We start from the raw sequence: 17,457 nt of genomic DNA on the forward strand, positions 1-17,457 counted from the left end.
ACGCGGGGTCAGGTTTTGCCCAATAACCATCGTTTATTGGGCAAAACCTGACCCCGCGTTGGAGGGAAACCTAGCGGGTGCTGCCGGCGAGGAGGCCGCGGCTGCGGAGGAGGCGCTTCTCGATCGGGGCGAACACCAGCAGCTCGATCAGGATGCCGACCCCAAGGATCAGCAGGATGGCAGCCATCACGATGGTCATGTCGGACAGGACGCGGCCCTGGTCAAGCAGCGAGCCCAGGCCGAACCCGATGGTGCCGCCCACCGCGATGATTTCCGCCGCCATAAGGGACCGCCAGGAGAAGGCCCAGCCCTGCTTGAGGCCCCCGAGGTAGCCGGGGAGGGCCGCGGGCAGGATGATCTGGATGGCCATCTGCAGCCGGTTCGCGCCCAGGACCGTGCCCACGCGGCGGTACTGCGGCGGGATCTGGTCCACGCCCGAGATGAGGCCGTTGATGATGGACGGGATCGCACCCATAAACACTACGAAGTAGACGGTGGCGTCGGTCAGTCCGAACCAGATGATCGCGGCAGGAACCCATGCGACGGACGGCAGGACCTGCAGACCCGAAATCAGGGGTCCAAAGGCACGGCGCAGCGGCGCAACCTGAGCCAGCAGCAGCCCCACCGGAGTGGCGATGGCAACCGAAATCAGGAAGCCGACAATGCCTCGCTGCAGCGACGTCCAGACGGCTTCCTGCAGTTTCGCATCGCCCCAGAGCACCCCGAGCTGGCCGAGCACGTCGAGCGGGCCGGGGACCAGGTCGCGGCGCTTCACACCAAGGGAGACGTAGAACTGCCAGACCAGAACCAGGATCACCAGGGCGGCCACCGGCAGGAGGACCCGGCTCCAGTCGATCCGGTGCTTGCGGGCGGCGTCGGACTGCAACGAATCCAGCCCGGCCTCAAGCTCGCGCAGGTCCTCGTGCCCGGTGGAAGTGCGGGTCAGCGCGGCGTGAATATGACGGGTTTCCGGTTCAGCCACCGGTTTGGTTTCGACAGGCTTAACCACCGGATCAGATACTGAGTTATTTGGCATGGCGGCGAATCTCCTCCCGCAGCCGGGCGGTGATGACCCCGGTCAGCTGTCCGGCGAGGCCGGCGTCGGTTCGGTGTTCCTCGGTGACGGCCCATTCCCGGACCACCCGGCCGGGGCGGGAGGACAGCAGCAGCACCCGCTGGCCCAGGCGCACGGCCTCGCGGACGTTGTGCGTGACGAAAACGATGGTGCGCCCGGTTTCCTTCCAGATGCGTTCCAGCTCGTCGTGGAGGAGGTCGCGGGTGATGGCGTCAAGGGCGGCGAACGGCTCGTCCATCAGCAGCAGCTGCCTGTCCTGCGACAGTGCCCGGGCCAGTGCCACGCGCTGGCGCATGCCGCCGGAAAGCTCGTGCGGGCGCTTGTCCCCTGCCTCGCCGAGGTGTACCAGGTCCAGGAGTTCGTCGGCCTTGATGCGGCGCTCAGCTTTCCCCACACCGCGCAGCTTCAGGGCCAGCTCGATGTTCTCCCGCGCGGTCAGCCACGGGAACAGGGCGGCGTCCTGGAACATAAACGCTGCTCCGTCGCTGGGTACTTCGAGGGCGCCCGACGTCGGGGCCTCCAGTCCCGCCATGATGTTCAGGAGGGTGGATTTGCCGCAGCCGGACGCACCGAGGAGGGCGACGAACTCGCCCGAGCCGATGGTGGCGTTGACATCCTCCAGCACCGGGGCGCCGTCGCCGAAGCGCTTGCCCAGCTGTTCCAGTACGACTGGCATGGTCCCGTCCTTAGGTTGGTGGTGGTGCGGTGGCGGCGCGGTCAGTCCTGGCCGAGGTCCGCGGCGGAGATGGGCTGGCCTGACGTGCCGATGACTTCGTTCAGGGCGCGAAGGTCAAACAGGCCGGTGATGTCGGCTTCCTTGGTGGTGCCGGCGTCCGCCCCGTCCTGGAGCAGTTTGGGGTACGTTCCGGCGAGCGGATCCACGGTGAAAATGACGTTCTGCAGGGACCGGTCGAGGACATCGGCGGAAAGAGCCGCACCGGCTGATTCCAGCAGGGCGGAGTTGATGACGTCCGCCTTCTCAGCAGCGGGTGCGCTGTTCAGCCAGGCCACGGCTTCGGCGTGGCCGCGGAGGAGGGCCTTCACGGTGTCCGGGTGTTCGGCGGCGAACTTCTTGTTCACAATCAGGATGGTGGTGGGGAATTCGCCTGCCTTGCCGGAAAGGGAACCGTCCCAGAGGTCCTTTTCATCCACCAGCACCTTTGCTCCGGCGGTCAGCACCAGGCGGGACGCCCACGGCTCAGGCAACCACGCGCCGTCGAGCTTTCCGTCCTGGAACAGCTTCAGGGTCTGCGCGTTGTCGGTGGGGTTGATGGCGACGTCGCCGCTGCCGTCCACGTTGGTTTTGTATCCCTGCGAAGACAGCCACGCGCGCAAGGCCACGTCCTGCGTGCCGCCAAGCTGCGGGGACGCCAGGGTTTTGCCGCGGAGGTCGGTCGCGGAGGTGATCTCCGGCTTGACCACCAGCTGCGCGCCGCCCGCGGCCGCACCGGCAATGACGCTGACCGACTCACCGCGGCTCTTCACGAAGGAGTTGATGGCAGGGTTCGGACCGATGTAGGCGGCGTCGATGGCGCCGGCGTTCAGGGCCTCGATCGCGGCAGGCCCGGCGTTAAACGTTTCGGTGCTGAGCGTGGTGGTGCCTAAATTCCGGGCGAGGATCCCCTGCTTCACACCCACCAGGGCGGGCGCGTGGGTGAGGTTTCCGAAGTAGCCCAGCTTGAGTTCATCGGCGAGCGTAGGAGCCGGTGCGGAGGCTTGGGCGGACGCGTCCCGCGAAATATTGGATGCCACCACGGCGCCGAGAGCGATCAGCACAACGAGCCCGATGGCCAGGGCCGCCTCGATGGCACGCTTGCGCTTAGGAACTGCGCTTTCGCCTGCCACGATGCGGGTCATCCCGGGCTTGGAACTTGTCATTGTTTCACCATAGGGAGTGGCATAAACCCATTCAATGAAGCAGAAACGGGGGGTCACGCGCGTTCACGCGGCGTCACATTCCGCACCGGGCCGGAACCACAATACGGCCGGTTCAATCCCCTTTGACGTTGATGAGCTGACGCAGTTTGTGCCGGACCTTGACGAGGTCCGAGGCGTCGTGCATGACCTGGTCGATCGGTTTGTACGCGGCCGGAATCTCGTCGATGAACGCCTCGGTGGGCCGGAACTCGATCCCCTGCATGGCCGTCTTCAGCTCCGACAGCGTGAACGCCTTGCGTGCCGCCGTTCTGGAATACTCACGGCCGGCGCCGTGCGGTGAGGAATTGAGCGACACCGGGTTGCCGAGGCCTTCCACCACGTACGACGCCGTTCCCATGGACCCGGGAATCAGTCCCGGATCGCCGTGCTCGGCTTTGATGGCCCCTTTCCGCGATACCCACACGGACTTCCCGTAGTGGGTTTCCTGCCGGGTGAAGTTGTGGTGGCAGTTGATCCGCTCGCGTTCCGTGACCGGCCCGCCCACCCAGTGGCTGAACTGGGTGGTGACGCGGTCCATCATTTCCTCGCGGTTGAGCAGGGCGAAGTGCTGGGCCCACCGCAGCTCCGCGATGTAGCGGGTGAACTCGGAGGTGCCTTCCTCAAGGTAGGCGAGGTCCGGGTCCGGCAGCCTGGTGCCGCGCTTCCGGTTGACCTGCTGTGCGACGCCGATGTGATGCTGGGCGATCTTGTTGCCAACACCGCGCGAACCGGAGTGCAGGAACAGCCAGACGGCGTCCGTTTCGTCGGCGGAGACCTCGATGAAGTGGTTGCCCGAGCCCAGGGAGCCCAGCTGCAGCTCCCACTTCGCCAGGTACTGCGCGGGGTTGAAGCCGGCTTTGGCTGCCAGCTTCCGAAGCTCGGCGAGGCGGGGCTCGGCCGTGGCCTTGACCGTGCGGTTGTTGTGGCCGGCGGACAGCGGGATGACGCGTTCGATGTCCTCGCGCAGCCGCTTCCGGTCCTTGGGAAGGTCTGTCACGGAGTACTGGGTCCGCACGGCGATCATGCCGCAGCCGATGTCCACCCCCACGGCGGCCGGAATGATGGCGTGCAGCGTGGGAATCACCGAGCCCACCGTGGCGCCCTTGCCCAGGTGGGCATCCGGCATCAGGGCCAGGTGCGGATAGATGAACGGCAGCGTTGACGTGGCGATGGCCTGCGCGCGGGTCTTCTCGTCCAGGATCGAGGCCCAGTTGATGAGCTTTGGGGTGATGGTTTCCACGCTGCGCCTCCCACTGTTGATGATGGTGGACCGCCAGCCGGGAGGCAAGAGACCGGGAAGATCCCCAAGCCCTGTTGCACCGGCGCCAGGTGGAGTAGGTTGCTCGGATGGAAGACACATACCAGGTCATCGTGGTGGGGGCCGGGTTCGCCGGGAAAACTGTGGCCAAGGAGCTCGGCCGCAAGGGCATCCCCGTGCTCCTCATCGACGCCAACAACTACCACCAGTTCCAGCCGCTCCTCTACCAGGTGGCGACCTCCCAGATCGGGGTGTCCGCTATTGCCCGGCCGCTTCGCTCCATTTTCAGGCGCATGGGGAAAGTGCGGGTGCTCACCGCGGACGTGGCCTCGGTCGATGCGGCCAACCGGACCGTGACCACGGCCGACGGCGAAACCCACCGGGCACAGATCCTGGTCATCGCGCCGGGCGCCGTCCCGAACTTCTTCAACACCCCGGGCGCGGAGGAACATGCCTATCCGCTGTATTCGGTCACCGACGCAACCCGGCTGGGCGCAAAACTGACCCACCTGCTGGATGAGGCCGACCGGGAGCCGGGCGGCTCCGTGGACGTCGTCGTGGTCGGCGGCGGGCCAACGGGCGTGGAAACCGCAGGCGCCATGGCGGAGAACGTGAAGTTCGTGGTGCCAAAATACTTCTCGCCGGAGCTCGCGGCCCGTTGCCGCGTCCATCTTGTGGACATGATCCCGACTGTCCTCAACGCTTTTTCGGAGAAGTCGCAGGAGTACACCCGGAAACGGCTGACGAAGATCGGCGTCCAGCTCCACCTCGGCGTCGGCGTGACGGAGGTCAGGGACGACGGCGTAACGCTCGCTGACGGGACGGTCATCCCGACCCGGGTGGTGGTGTGGGCCGGTGGCCTGAAGGCCGGCGGGATCATAGCGGACTCCGGCCTGAAGCAGGGCCGGGGAGGCCGCATCGATGTCCGCCCGGACCTGACCGCGCCGGACGTCGAGGGTGTGTATGTCCTCGGCGACGCCGCCAACATGACCGATTCCACTGGCGCCGCGCTCCCGCAGCTGGGCTCCGTGGCGCAGCAGGCGGGCAAGTGGGCGGCGCGCAACATCCAGGCCGACCTCACCGGCGGGACCCGGCTGCCGTTCAAGTACCTCGACAAGGGTTACATGGCGATGATCGGCCGGGGCGCAGCAGTGGCTGAGATCGGCCGGCAGCGGATCCAGCTACAGGGGCCGCTGGCCTTTATGTCCTGGCTCCTGGTGCACTTGGCCCTGCTGTCCGGATTCCAGCAGAAGCTCCGTGCCCTGTTTTCCTGGCTGAACGGCTACATCATCCACAGTCCCGCACAGGTTGTGGTGGGCCGGCCGGAGTAACGGCGGCCGCCAATACTCGCCCACGAACGGCTCTGCCCCGCACAACCGGTGCTGGGCAGCAACGGTCATGCGGGGCAGGGCAGCTCGAGCTGAGCGGCAGTTCGAACGGCTCAGATGGAGTAGCGCTCGTCCTCGTGGTCTCCCGGGTGGTCCTTGACCAGGCCCGCGGCCAGCGTGTTGCCGTCCTGAGGGTCGATCACCAGGAACGCGCCGGTGCGGCGGTGGTGCAGGTAGTTCTCGAGCGGCAGCGGCGCGGCGAGCCGGAGCTGCGCATGGCCGATGTCGTTGAGCTCCAGGCTGGACGCACCCTCAAGCTTGAAAGTGGCCAGGTCCAGCTTGCCGCTGACGCTGCGGACCAAAGCCTGGACGGTGCGGGTGCCGTGCTTGACCAGCACCTTGGCGCCCTCCCGCAGCGGCTTCGGCGACAGCCAGCACAGGGCCGCATACAGGTCGGCGGAGGACTCGCGGACGGTGCCGGCTGCTGCGATGGTGTCACCGCGGGCGACATCGAACTCGTCTGCCAGCCGGATTGCCACGGACTGCGGGGCGAACGCTTCCTGCAGGGACTCGCCGGCGAAATCGATGCCAAGCACCGTCGTCGTGCGTGCATCCTGGCCGGGCGTCAGCACGGACACGGAATCACCCACCTTCACGGACCCCTCGGTGATCTGGCCGGCGTAGGCACGGTAGTCGCGGTAGGCCTCAACGTCCAGGCCGGCGGCCACGGCGTCGGGAGCCAGCGCACCCTGCGGCCGGATGACCAGCTGCACGGGGAAGCGGAAGCTCTCCAGCTGCGTGTCGATCTCGTCGGCGGCGGGCAGGGTTTCGAGGACCTCCAGCAGGGCCGGGCCGTCGTACCAGGGGGTGCGTTCGGAGCGGTCCACCACGTTGTCGCCGTCGAGGGCGGACACCGGGATGACCAGCAGGTCATCGATGTGGTCGGCGCTGCCCAGCTCGGCGGAGCCGATGCCCAGTTCACGGGCCACCTGCTGCACGTCGGCCTGGATCTCGCGGAACACGGACTCGCTGAAGTCCACCAGGTCAATCTTGTTGACGGCCACAATCACATGCGCCACGCGCAGCAGCTGCAGCACGGACAGGTGCCGGCGGGTCTGCTCCAGCACACCCTTGCGGGCGTCAATGAGTACGACGACGGCATCCGCCGTGGACGCGCCGGTCACCGTGTTTTTGGTGTACTGAACGTGCCCGGGGCAGTCGGCCAGGATGAAGCTGCGGCGGTCCGTGGCGAAGTAGCGGTACGCGACGTCGATGGTGATGCCCTGCTCGCGCTCGGCACGCAGGCCGTCGGTCAGGAGGGCCAGGTCGATGCCGCCTGCCGAGCCGCCAAAGCCGCGGTCGGCCGAGGTGCGGGCGACGGCGTCGAGAGTGTCAGCGAGGATCGCCTTGGAATCGTGCAGGAGGCGGCCCACCAAAGTGGACTTCCCGTCGTCGACCGATCCGGCGGTGGCGAAGCGGAACAGCGTGGTGGGCAGGGCTGTTTCCAGCTCGGCGGCCAGGAGCGAAGTGTCGGTGCTCATTTAGAAGTAACCATCCTTCTTGCGGTCTTCCATGGCTGCCTCGGAGATGCGGTCATCTGCACGGGTGGCACCACGTTCGGTGATGGTGGAGGCGGCAACTTCGATCACAACGTCGCTCACGGTGGCTGCGGCCGACTCAACGGCACCGGTGCAGGACATGTCCCCCACAGTGCGGTAGCGGACCGTCTTGGTAATGACTTCCTCGTGCGGCAGGGGCTGGGATACCTCGCCCACCGCGCGCCACATGCCGTCGCGGGCAAAGACCTCGCGGTCGTGGGCGTAGTACAGGCCCGGCAGCTCGATGTTCTCGCGCTCGATGTAGCGCCAGATGTCCAGCTCGGTCCAGTTGCTGATGGGGAACGCGCGGACGTGCTGGCCCACGGTGTGGCGGCCGTTGTACAGGTTCCACAGCTCGGGACGCTGGTTGCGCGGGTCCCACTGGCCGAACTCGTCGCGGAGGCTGAGAATACGCTCCTTGGCGCGGGCCTTGTCCTCGTCACGGCGGCCGCCGCCGAACACGGCGTCGAACTTGTTCTGCTGGATGGCGTCCAGCAGCGGAACGGTCTGCAGCGGGTTGCGGGTGCCGTCAGCGCGTTCGGCAAGTTCGCCGCGGTCAATGAATTCCTGGACGCTTCCGACGACGAGCTTGAGTCCCAGCCGCTCCACCGTCCGGTCGCGGAAGTCGATGACCTCGGGGAAGTTGTGCCCCGTGTCAACGTGCAGGACGGGGAAGGGCACCTTGCCCGGCCAGAACGCCTTGGTGGCCAGGTGCAGCATCACCACGGAGTCCTTGCCGCCGGAGAACAGCAGCGCGGGCTTCTCAAACTCGGCCACGACTTCGCGGATGATGTGGATCGCTTCTGACTCGAGGGCGTCCAGGCTGGAGAGGCGCGTGGATACAGCGGCTTCAGTCACCTGGGTGGTCTCCTCAGTTAGGAAAGTACTCATTCGTGTAGTCCGCATTCTGTCTTGTCGGAGCCTGCCCAGCGGCCGGCGCGGGGGTCGTCGCCGGGCGCCACCTTGCGGGTGCAGGGCTGGCAGCCAATGGAGGGGTAACCCTGGGAAAGCAGCGGGTTGACGGGCAGGAGGTTGTCATCGGAGTACTGGACCAGCTGGTCGAACGTCCATGCAGCTACCGGGTTGACCTTGACCAGGCCGTTCTTTTCATCCCAGGAGACCAGCGGGGTGTTGGTCCGGGTGGGGGCCTCGTCGCGGCGTACGCCGGTGAACCACAGTTCGTAGCCGGCGAGGGTGCGCTGGAGCGGGGCCACCTTGCGCAGGGCGCAGCACTGGGCGGCGTCGCGGGCAAAGAGGTCCTTGCCGAGGAGCCGGTCCTGCTGTTCCACGGTGTTCTCCGGGAGGACGTCCACCACGTTGACGCGGAGGTTCGCTGCCACCTCGTCACGCGTGGCGTAGGTTTCCTTGAAGTGGTAGCCGGTCTCCAGGAACAGGACGTCGACGCCGGGCATCTGGTCAGCGACCAGCGCCGGGAGGACGGCGTCGGCCATGGAGCAGGCGACGGCGACGGCGGGCAGGTCGAAGTTGCGCTCCACCCAGGCGATCACGTCGCGGGCCGGGGTGTCCCAGCCGAGCTCGGCGGCGCCGGCTTCGGCGATGGCCTTGAGTTCTTCCACGGGACGCTTGGCAGGTGCGGGTGCGAGATGTTTTGCCATTACTGGAGGGCCTCCTCTTCTGCTGCGTGGGCCCACTCGGCGAAGGTCTGGCCTTCGGCGCGCTGGGCAACGAAGGTGCGGACCACGCGCTCCACATAGTCCGGGAGGTCCTCAACGTAGACCTTGAGGCCGCGGACGGTGCGTCCCAGGCCGGCCTCCTCGCGCTCCGACGAAGCCAGCCCGCCGCCGAGATGGACCTGGAAACCCGGGGAGGGATCGCCGTCGGGCGTTGGCAGCATCATGCCCTTGAGGCCGATGTCTGCGGTCTGGATGCGGGCGCAGGAGTTGGGGCAGCCGTTGATGTGGAGGGACAGTGCGTGCGGCAGTTCACCCGACTCCGCCAGGTCAGCAAGGCGGCGCTCCAGGTCGGCGACGGCGGTGGCGGCGGTGACCTTCGTTTCCACGATGGCCAGCTTGCAGTATTCGATGCCGGTGCAGGCGATGGTGCCGCGGCGGAACACAGACGGACGGGCGGAGAGTCCCAGCGCGTCCAGTTCGGCGACCAGCGGTTCAACCTGGTCTTTCTCGACGTCCAGGACCACAAGCTTCTGGTGCGGGGTAGTGCGCAGGCGGTAGGAGCCGCGGGCCTCGAGGGTGTCCGCCAGCTTCACCAGCGCCGCGCCGGAGAGCCGGCCGGCCAGCGGGGTGGCGCCGATAAAGAACTTGCCGTCCTTCTGCTCGTGCACGCCGATGTGATCGCCGGGGGTGGTGGGCTTGGGGGCTGCGGGACCGTCGGCCAGCTTGTAGCCGAGGTATTCGTCCTCAAGGATCTGGCGGAACTTCTCCGGACCCCAGTCGGCCATCAGGAACTTCAGGCGGGCCTTGGTGCGCATGCGGCGGTAACCGTAGTCGCGGAAGATGCTGGTAACGCCGAGCCAGACTTCGGCTGCTTCTTCGGGGCGCACAAAGGCACCGAGGCGCTTGCCCAGCATCGGGTTGGTGGAGAGCGCGCCGCCGGCCCAGAGGTCGTAGCCGATGCCGAGTTCGGGGTGCTCGACGCCGACGAGGGCGAAGTCGTTGATCTCGTGGACCACGTCCTGGCTGGGGTGGCCGGTGATGGCGGTCTTGTACTTGCGCGGCAGGTTGGACAGCAGCGGGTTGCCGATGAACCGCTCCCCCAGCTCCGCAATCAGTGGCGTGGGGTCGATGATCTCGTCCTTGGCGATGCCGGCCACGGGCGAACCCAGGATGACGCGGGGAACGTCGCCGCAGGCCTCGGTGGTGGACAGGCCAACACCTTCCAGGCGGGTCCAGATCTCGGGGATGTCTTCCACGCGGATCCAGTGCAGCTGGATGTTCTGGCGGTCGGTGAGGTCGGCGGAATCCCGGGCGAAGTCCACGGAAATCTGGCCGATGACGCGCAGCTGCTCGGTGGTGAGCGCACCGCCGTCGATCCGTACGCGGAGCATGAAGTACTTGTCTTCGAGCTCGTGCGGCTCGAGCGTTGCGGTCTTGCCGCCGTCAATCCCGGGCTTGCGCTGCGTGTACAGGCCCCACCAGCGGAACCGGCCGTGCAGGTCCTGGCCGGGGATGGAATCGAAGCCCTCTTTGGAGTAAATGGTCTCGATACGCTCGCGGACGTTGAGGCCGTCGTCTTCCTGCTTCCAGGTTTCGTTGGCGTTCAGCGGAGTTTTGCCGTCCACTTTCCACTGCCCGTGCGGCTTTGCGGCGGGGCGGTTGGTGCGCGCGGGGCGCTTGGCGGCTGCGGAGTCCGCGGACGCTCCGGCTAGAGCTGTATCAGTCATGCATCGACTGTAGGTGTCCCCGAATTGCGTCACAAAGGGTCGGGAAACGCTGAGTCACCTAGGGAAACATTTCGTCACGAATCGCCGGGGAGCCTTGAAGAACCGGGCCTCTTGTGATTCGCCGAGCCGTTGTTTTCAGGGCGCCGGGCGGGCTTGGCACGGCGCCCTTACTGCCCGTTCGCGACGGCGGCGTCGAACCGTTCCAGCGCGATCTCGGCGAGCACAGCTGACGGCAGCAGTGGTTCCGTGACGAGGTCCGCGCCCGCCTTGGCCAGCTGGTCGTGAAAGAAGCCCGGCGCGAGGAGGTAGGAGGCAATCACCACGCGTCCGCCGAGGTCAACGGCTCCCGCGGACTCCCCCGCCCCGGCACCCCCTTCGGCTTCCTCGCGAAGCATGTCGACGGCGTCGGGCACTGACGGCTTGGCCGAGGCTCCGTAGGCCGCTTCGATGCGGTTGCTTCGCAGCTCCCTGAGCTGGTTGGCGAGCTCTTCGACGCTGATGGCGGCGTTCGGGTTGGAGGACCCCGCAGCGGCAAGGACGATGGAGTCGCGGTCGGTGACACCTGCCTCGCGGAGGCGCTGGTCAAGCAGCGCGGCGAGGCGGGGATCGGGTCCAAGCGGCGCCGCCGCGAGGGTGCCCGGCCGGCTCTTCACAGCACGGGCGATGTCCACCTTGACGTGGTAGCCCACGCTCAACAGCAGGGGCACCACCACGGCGGGCGTACCTTCGGGCAGACCGGCCACCACGTCCACCAGGTCAGGCTGTTGGACGTCCACGTAGGCCTCCCGCACGTCGAGACCGGGGCGCAGGGCGGCGATCGCGGCGCGCAGGGCGTTGACTTCCGCGGCGCCCTGGCTGCTGGATGTCCCGTGGGCACAGGCGATCATGATCGGGTTGTTCATAGGGGCTAGCGTAACGTTGGAGCCGCACTGTCCGCCCACTTTGAATCCGCCGGGACGCCCATGACATTCGCCTTTGACAACGCTCCCGTGTGGCTGGACCTGCTGGGCGTTTTCTTCTTCGCGGTATCCGGCTCGCTCCTCGCGGCACGGAAGAACATCGACATCGTGGGCTCCCTGCTCCTGGCCTCCCTGGTGGGCCTTGGTGGCGGCGTGATCCGCGATCTGATCCTCGACGCCGGCCCGCCCGCGGCATTCAGCAACCCGGCCTACCTGGTCCCGCCGTTGCTGGCCACCGTCCTGGTGTACTTCCTGTTCTCCAGCGTCCAGCGGTTCACGTCGCTGCTGACACTGTTCGACGCCGGCGGGCTGGCCCTGTTCTGCATGACCGGAACCGTCAAGGCGCTGGCCGAAGGCATGAACCCGGTGGCGGCGGTGCTCCTGGGGGTCATGACGGCGGTGGGCGGCGGCCTGCTGCGCGATGTGACTGCCAATGAGGTACCCGACCTGTTCAACCCGCGGGATATCTATGCTCTGCCGGCCTTTGCGGGAGCAGCGCTGACCGCTGTTTTGTGGGTCTTGGGTGCGTTTAATGTCCTGACCGCTGCGGCCATTGCCGCGGTGGTGTTCACCTTCCGAGTGGTGGCCTGGCGCCGTTCCTGGCAGGCCCCGCTGGCCGTACACGGCCGGCACCGCCGGCCCCTGCCCAAGGACGAGTCCGGGGAAGTTGGCGGCGGCTCGGAGGGCCCCCGCGATTAGCTAGGATTGGGACCATGACTGACATGTTCCTCGAGAAGTTCCGCGCGCTTGTTCCGAAGTATCTCGAGGACGAATGGCAGGTAGAGGACGGCCTGTCTCCGGACGAGCTCGACACCGCACTCGCCGAACATCAGTTCCAGGTCCCGCTTGTCCTGCGCGAGTTCTACCAGGCGGTGGGCGGCTGCGAGGACCTCATGGAGGCCTACCACTACTTCTGGGATCCCGAAGAGCTGGAAGTGGATGACGACGGCTTCCTGATGTTCCTCGAGGACGAGGAGGAACAGTTCACCTGGGGCTTCCGCGTGGGCGATCTCAGCGTCCCGGATCCCATCGTCTACCGCCGCAACAACGCCCGTGGCCAGTGGAAATCCGAGGAGGGCACGTTCTCGGAGTTCGTCTTCGACATGTTCGAGTGGGCCTTCAACGACGAAGAGGACTAGGGCTTCTCAGGCTCTTTTTGGGGCCGTTCCTTCTGGCTCCTCGCTCGGACACCCCACGCGAAAATGCGTAACTTATAGCAACGGGCTGGCCGAGGATCCGCGACTTTCCGGGCTTTAGGGTGACCGACGGCCTCATAACTTACGCATTTGTGTCGGCTAAAGCAGACGTCGGATCAGGCAAAGCTGCTATCGGGGGCAGGGGACTCAGCTGAACTTGCCCTCGCGCTTGAGTTTCAGGACGCCGAGGACCTCCGCCACCATCTCCTCGGGTGTGTGAACCACGTCTGCGTAGTAATACCGCAGCACCAGGTAGCCGCCCAGGACGGTCCTGTTGTTCCGCCGTTGGTCCCGTTTGATGGACTTCGGCTCAAAATGGGTAGCCCCGTCAGTCTCCACCACCAGGCATTCCTCGATCAGGAAGTCGACCTCGCCAACGCCCGGGATGACAACATGCCTTAGAACCCTCAGGCCAGCTCGCCGGAAGTGTGTGTTGGCCAGGACTTCCAAGAGCGAATCTGCCCTCGGAATCACCAAGTCCAGAACCGCCCGCGCCTGCCCGTTGCGCCGCCCCGGCAATCTGGAATACAGGAAGTCCAGTTCAATATCGCGCCTGCCAGCGGCCGACTGGATCATCACCAGCGATTCAAGCTCGGGCAGGCAGCGGAGACTGTGAATCAAGACATCCGCCAGCCCAGCCACTGGAAGCCACCCATGCTTGGGGTGTCTAGTGCGGCCGTGCTCCACAATTGTGGGTTCGGGCACAGGATGGCTCCGGCAAAGGTGCAGGCCACGGGCGTCCTTCAGAGTCCACAGCTGATAGATGGGTGCCGCCGACACACAGGTCAACAGGCCGCCATTGGCTAGGGCCTCGCTGAGCTGACTCTTGCCGGGAATGCCGTAGACCCCGCGACTGACCTTCACTATCCGACCCAATGTAACGGCCTTGGTAACCTCAGGCCGGCGGAACCCGGATGCAGTCAACTGCGACGCGCGGGCGGCGCCGCCGTGTCGATGAAGGAACTCGATGATGTCCACGAACACAGGCTGACCCACTGGAACACCGCCTGCGAGACTCAAAGAGGGCTATGTGGACAACCTCCGAAGTTCGCCACCTCCAAAAGTGCGTAACTATTGGCCGCCTCCCCCACGAAGATCCCCGTGTTTCCGGTGGCGTGCTACCCGGCCCTGCCCAAAAGTTACGCATTTCGATCGGTCGGGAGCCAGAAACAAGCGGGCCAGCCCAATGGCTCCACGAAGGCCCCAAGAACCTGTGACACTCGACCTAACAGCTAGCTTGCGATTCGTGACAAACGTGTCATAGACTATTCACGGATCCGCTAAACGCCTCCGGCGGGTCTGATGCGAACGGAGATATAGCCCCGGTTCGACGCAGCGTGTGACTCGTAACGTTGCTGAGAACCGGGGCTATTGCATTTTCTAAACCAATGCCCCCAACACAAACAGCGGGGCCCGCCAAGGTTTACCTCGGCGAGGCCCCGCTCCAAGAAAAATCCGGAATCAGCTGGCGCGGTCCACCACGGCCAGCGCGAAGTTGGACAGCGACGTCTTCACAACGCCCTCCGGCAGCGGCTTCAGCGCCGCGATGGCCTCGTCGGCCCAACGCCGCGCAACCACCCAGGACTCTGCGGTCACGGGGTGCTCCCGCAGCCCGGCAACCGCCTCGGCCAGGGCTTCATCCGTGCTCAGGTCCCCGTCAATGAGCTTCAAGAGTTCGACGGCGGACTGGTCACCGGCGGCGGCATCACGCCGCAGGTACAGGACCGGCAGCGTCGGGACGCCTTCCCGGAGGTCGGTGCCGGGCGACTTGCCGGACTTGACCTTGATGCCGGTGACGTCAATGACGTCGTCGGCGAGCTGGAAGGCCACGCCCACCTTCTCACCGTATTCCACCAGCAAGTCTTCGTAGGCCTCGTCGGCACCGGAGAAGATGGCACCGAACTGGCCGGAGGCTGCCACCAGGGAACCGGTCTTGTCCGCGATGACGGACAGGTAGTGCTCCACCGGGTCCTCGTCAGGGCGCGGACCGACGGTTTCGTGCAGCTGGCCCAGGCACAGGCGCTCGAACGTGCGGGCCTGGATGCCCAAGGCACGGGAGCCCAGTTCGGACACCAGGATGGACGCCCGGGCGAAAATGAGGTCGCCGGTGAGAACTGCCACGGAGTTGCCCCAGACCTCGTGGGCGGTGGGGGCGCCACGGCGGAACGGCGCGGAGTCCATCACGTCGTCGTGGTACAGCGTGGCGAGGTGGGTCAGTTCCACCACCACGGCCGCCTGGACAACGGCGGGCAGCGAAGCATCACCGAGGTGCGCGCACAGGAGGGTCAGCAGCGGCCGGATGCGCTTGCCGCCGGCTTCGACGAGGTGGCGCGACGTTGCGTCAGCCAGCGGATCGGAGTTGGCAATGGCCTCGCGGAGTTTTTTCTCCACGCGGGCAAGGTTGGTGGTGATGGCGGGGCCCAGTTCGGCGTCCTCCGCGATGGCCGCAAAACCTGCGGGCAGCTGCAGTCCCGTGGCGATGGCAGTGGTGTTGAGGCTGGGTTCGGAGTCCGGCAGGCCGTGCCCGGCATGCGTCCAGCTGTGGTCTGCGGAGTTGGTCACGGGTTAACCCTAACTTTTTGTTGCGGATACCGCTGATTCGTAGCCGACGGGGTGTTGGACGTGGCCGGAACCAGCGATTCCAGGACGCGGATCACCCGGTCCTCAAAGCCCTTCGCGGCCGGATCTGTCAGGTTCGCGAGCAGCCGCACCACAAAGCGCATCAGCACCGGAATGGGCATCCCCGTCCGCAGCGCGAGTTTCATCACGGCGGGTTTTCCGATCAGCGCGGCAAACGCCCGGCCCAGCGTGAAGTGCGAACCCCACTGGCCGCGCACATAGTCCGCGTACCCGGCGAGGTGCGCGTCGGCGTCGTACGTTGACCCCGCAGCAAAAGACCGCGCGGAGGCGTCAATGATGAACTCCGCCGCGAATCGCGCAGACTCCATCGCGTAGGAGATGCCCTCGCCGTTGAACGGAGACACCATGCCGCCGGCGTCGCCCAGGAGGAGCAACCCGGGCGAGCAGTGCGGCGTGCGGTTGAAACCCATAGGCAGGGCGGCGCCGCGGATCTCCCCCACCTGGTTCTCCGGCGTGAAGCCCCATTCGGTGGGCATGCCGGCGGTCCATTCGCGCAGGACCTGCTTGTAGTCGAGCTTGCCGAAGTCCTTGGAGGAGTTCAGGATGCCCAGGCCCACGTTGGAGGTGCCGTCGCCCACGCCGAACACCCAGCCGTAGCCGGGGAGCAGCTTGCCGTCGCGTCCGGGGAGCTCCAGCCAGCCCTCCATCCAGTCGTCATCGTGGCGGGGGCTTGTGAAATAGGTACGCACGGCAACGCCGAGGGGGCGGTCGTCGCGCTTCTGGATGCCAAGGGACACGGCCGTCCGTGTGGAATTTCCGTCAGCTGCGAGTACGACGTCGGCGCTGAAGTCGCGCGTCTCCCCCGTCTTGCGTCCGGACTCATCCAGGAGCGCTGCGCGGACACCGGTCACGCGGCCGTCTTCCGAGCGCAGGGCTTCAGTGACGCTGTGCCGCTCCAGGATTTCGGCGCCGGCAGCCTGTGCATGGCGGGCCAGTTCCTCGTCGAACCCGAGCCGGGTGCGGATCAGGCCGTACTCCGGGAAGTCGGAGACCTCGGGCCAGGGCAGTTCGATGGTCCGCCCGCCGGCAATGAGCCGCAGGCCCTTGTTGCGCCGCCAGCCGTCCGCTTCGGGGTGCGGCAGGCCGAGCTTCTGGATCTCGCGGACTGCGCGGGGGGTGAGGCCGTCGCCGCAGACTTTCTCACGCGGGAAGCTGGTTTTTTCGAGGACGGTCACGCTGATGCCCGCCTTGGCAAGGTAGTAGGCAGCAGTCGATCCGGCCGGCCCGGCGCCGACAATCAGTACAGTCACAGGTATCAGCGGGTGATGTTGCGGCGAAGCTTGGCCACGGGGCCCTTGTGCGCGGCAATGGCGGCAGCAGCGCCGTCGGGAGTGCTGGCGGCCGCCGGGTCGAGCCGCTTGGTGGCACGGTGGACCGCCACAATCCCGCCGGTCAGGTTCCGGTAGGTGACATTTTCCCAGCCCGAGTTCTGGAGCCAGTCGGCCAGATGGTCCTGGTCGGGCCAGGCACGGATGGACTCGGCGAGGTAAACATACGCGTCCGGGTTTGATGCAACCTTCGTGGCGATGGCCGGCAGGGCACGCATCAGGTATTCGGTATACATCGTGCGCCACAGCGGCACCACGGGCGCGGAGAACTCCGCGATGACAAGCTTGCCGCCGGGCTTGGTGACCCGCAGCATCTCGGCCAGCGCCTTCTTGGGCTCGTTGACGTTGCGCAGCCCGAACGAAATGGTGCTGGCGTCAAAGCTGTTGTCCGCGAACGGCAGGTTGGTGGCATCCCCGGCAACAAAGTTGATGTCCGGGCGGCGGCGCTTGCCCACCTTCAGCATGCCGAGGGAGAAGTCGCAGGCCACCACATCTATGCCGGCATCGGCATACGGTTCGCTGGAGGTGCCGGTACCGGCTGCGAGGTCGAGCACGTGCTGTCCGGGTTTGGCGTCCACCGCTTCCACCACGATCTTGCGCCAGCGGCGCGTCTGTCCCATCGACAGGACATCGTTGACGACGTCGTATTTAGGTGCGACGTCGTCAAACATCGTGGCTACTTCGTCCGGACGCTTATCCAAGGATGCTCGGTTCACCCGCTCATTGTCTCAAAAGTTCTGCGGGCCCCCTAACTGCGGGGGAATCTTGGGCTGTGGGCTGAAAGTGCCGCAAACTGA

General features: G+C 66.2%; 16 protein-coding genes. 3 read left to right on the forward strand and 13 right to left on the reverse strand.

Going from position 1 to position 17,457, the window contains the following annotated elements:
• Window positions 1–70 precede the first annotated feature (70 nt).
• The 4 genes from IDT60_RS14550 to IDT60_RS14565 form a co-directional block, all read right to left on the reverse strand.
• Complete coding sequence (locus IDT60_RS14550; RefSeq protein WP_191079565.1) at window positions 71–1,036, reverse strand: ABC transporter permease; 966 nt, start codon at window positions 1,034–1,036, stop codon at window positions 71–73.
• A complete protein-coding gene (locus IDT60_RS14555; protein WP_164205647.1) occupies window positions 1,026–1,751 on the reverse strand; it encodes an ABC transporter ATP-binding protein in 726 nt (241 codons plus the stop codon). Before IDT60_RS14555 ends, IDT60_RS14550 begins: the two co-directional genes overlap by 11 nt.
• 41 nt (window positions 1,752–1,792) lie before the next feature.
• Entirely contained in the window at window positions 1,793–2,932 is a 1,140-nt protein-coding gene (locus IDT60_RS14560; RefSeq protein WP_191081961.1) for an ABC transporter substrate-binding protein, read from the reverse strand.
• 133 nt (window positions 2,933–3,065) lie between these two features.
• Entirely contained in the window at window positions 3,066–4,232 is a 1,167-nt protein-coding gene (locus IDT60_RS14565) for an RtcB family protein (RefSeq protein WP_191079566.1), read from the reverse strand.
• Window positions 4,233–4,339: 107 nt separating this feature from the next.
• Between IDT60_RS14565 and IDT60_RS14570 the strand changes: the two genes are divergently transcribed.
• Window positions 4,340–5,581: an NAD(P)/FAD-dependent oxidoreductase gene (locus tag IDT60_RS14570; protein WP_191079567.1), complete on the forward strand. Its 1,242-nt coding sequence runs from the start codon at window positions 4,340–4,342 to the stop codon at window positions 5,579–5,581.
• A gap of 110 nt (window positions 5,582–5,691) precedes the next feature.
• Here the strand turns inward: IDT60_RS14570 and IDT60_RS14575 are convergent, their stop codons facing one another.
• The 5 genes from IDT60_RS14575 to IDT60_RS14595 form a co-directional block, all read right to left on the reverse strand.
• Entirely contained in the window at window positions 5,692–7,119 is a 1,428-nt protein-coding gene (locus tag IDT60_RS14575; RefSeq protein ID WP_164205641.1) for a sulfate adenylyltransferase subunit 1, read from the reverse strand.
• A complete protein-coding gene (gene cysD, locus IDT60_RS14580; protein ID WP_164205638.1) occupies window positions 7,120–8,067 on the reverse strand; it encodes a sulfate adenylyltransferase subunit CysD in 948 nt (315 codons plus the stop codon). It abuts the gene before it with no gap.
• On the reverse strand, window positions 8,064–8,792 hold the full coding sequence (locus tag IDT60_RS14585) for a phosphoadenylyl-sulfate reductase (RefSeq protein WP_191079568.1): 729 nt from the start codon (window positions 8,790–8,792) through the stop codon (window positions 8,064–8,066). Before IDT60_RS14585 ends, cysD begins: the two co-directional genes overlap by 4 nt.
• Window positions 8,792–10,537 carry a nitrite/sulfite reductase gene (locus IDT60_RS14590; RefSeq protein WP_191079569.1) on the reverse strand — a complete coding sequence of 582 codons (1,746 nt, stop codon included), beginning with the start codon at window positions 10,535–10,537 and terminating at the stop codon, window positions 8,792–8,794. Before IDT60_RS14590 ends, IDT60_RS14585 begins: the two co-directional genes overlap by 1 nt.
• Before the next feature lie 167 nt (window positions 10,538–10,704).
• On the reverse strand, window positions 10,705–11,439 hold the full coding sequence (locus tag IDT60_RS14595) for a sirohydrochlorin chelatase (protein WP_191079570.1): 735 nt from the start codon (window positions 11,437–11,439) through the stop codon (window positions 10,705–10,707).
• A 60-nt stretch (window positions 11,440–11,499) separates the two neighbouring features.
• Here IDT60_RS14595 and IDT60_RS14600 point away from each other — a divergent pair, with 60 nt between their 5' ends.
• Entirely contained in the window at window positions 11,500–12,195 is a 696-nt protein-coding gene (locus IDT60_RS14600) for a trimeric intracellular cation channel family protein (RefSeq protein WP_191079571.1), read from the forward strand.
• A 14-nt stretch (window positions 12,196–12,209) separates the two neighbouring features.
• Window positions 12,210–12,635: a hypothetical protein gene (locus IDT60_RS14605; protein WP_191079572.1), complete on the forward strand. Its 426-nt coding sequence runs from the start codon at window positions 12,210–12,212 to the stop codon at window positions 12,633–12,635.
• Window positions 12,636–12,839: 204 nt separating this feature from the next.
• Here IDT60_RS14605 and IDT60_RS14610 read toward each other — a convergent pair whose 3' ends face one another.
• The 4 genes from IDT60_RS14610 to IDT60_RS14625 all read right to left on the reverse strand — a co-directional run bounded on the left by IDT60_RS14610 (window position 12,840) and on the right by IDT60_RS14625 (window position 17,376).
• Window positions 12,840–13,670, reverse strand: coding sequence for a type IV toxin-antitoxin system AbiEi family antitoxin domain-containing protein (locus IDT60_RS14610; protein ID WP_191079573.1), 831 nt, complete (start codon window positions 13,668–13,670; stop codon window positions 12,840–12,842).
• Window positions 13,671–14,153: 483 nt separating this feature from the next.
• Window positions 14,154–15,254, reverse strand: a complete 1,101-nt coding sequence (locus tag IDT60_RS14615) for a polyprenyl synthetase family protein (protein ID WP_191079574.1) — start codon at window positions 15,252–15,254, stop codon at window positions 14,154–14,156.
• Window positions 15,251–16,582, reverse strand: coding sequence for a geranylgeranyl reductase family protein (locus IDT60_RS14620; protein ID WP_191079575.1), 1,332 nt, complete (start codon window positions 16,580–16,582; stop codon window positions 15,251–15,253). Before IDT60_RS14620 ends, IDT60_RS14615 begins: the two co-directional genes overlap by 4 nt.
• A 5-nt stretch (window positions 16,583–16,587) precedes the next feature.
• Window positions 16,588–17,376, reverse strand: coding sequence for a demethylmenaquinone methyltransferase (locus IDT60_RS14625; protein WP_223883729.1), 789 nt, complete (start codon window positions 17,374–17,376; stop codon window positions 16,588–16,590).
• Window positions 17,377–17,457 lie beyond the last annotated feature (81 nt).

The organism is Pseudarthrobacter sp. BIM B-2242, from assembly GCF_014764445.1.
GTDB lineage: Bacteria > Actinomycetota > Actinomycetes > Actinomycetales > Micrococcaceae > Arthrobacter > Arthrobacter luteus_A.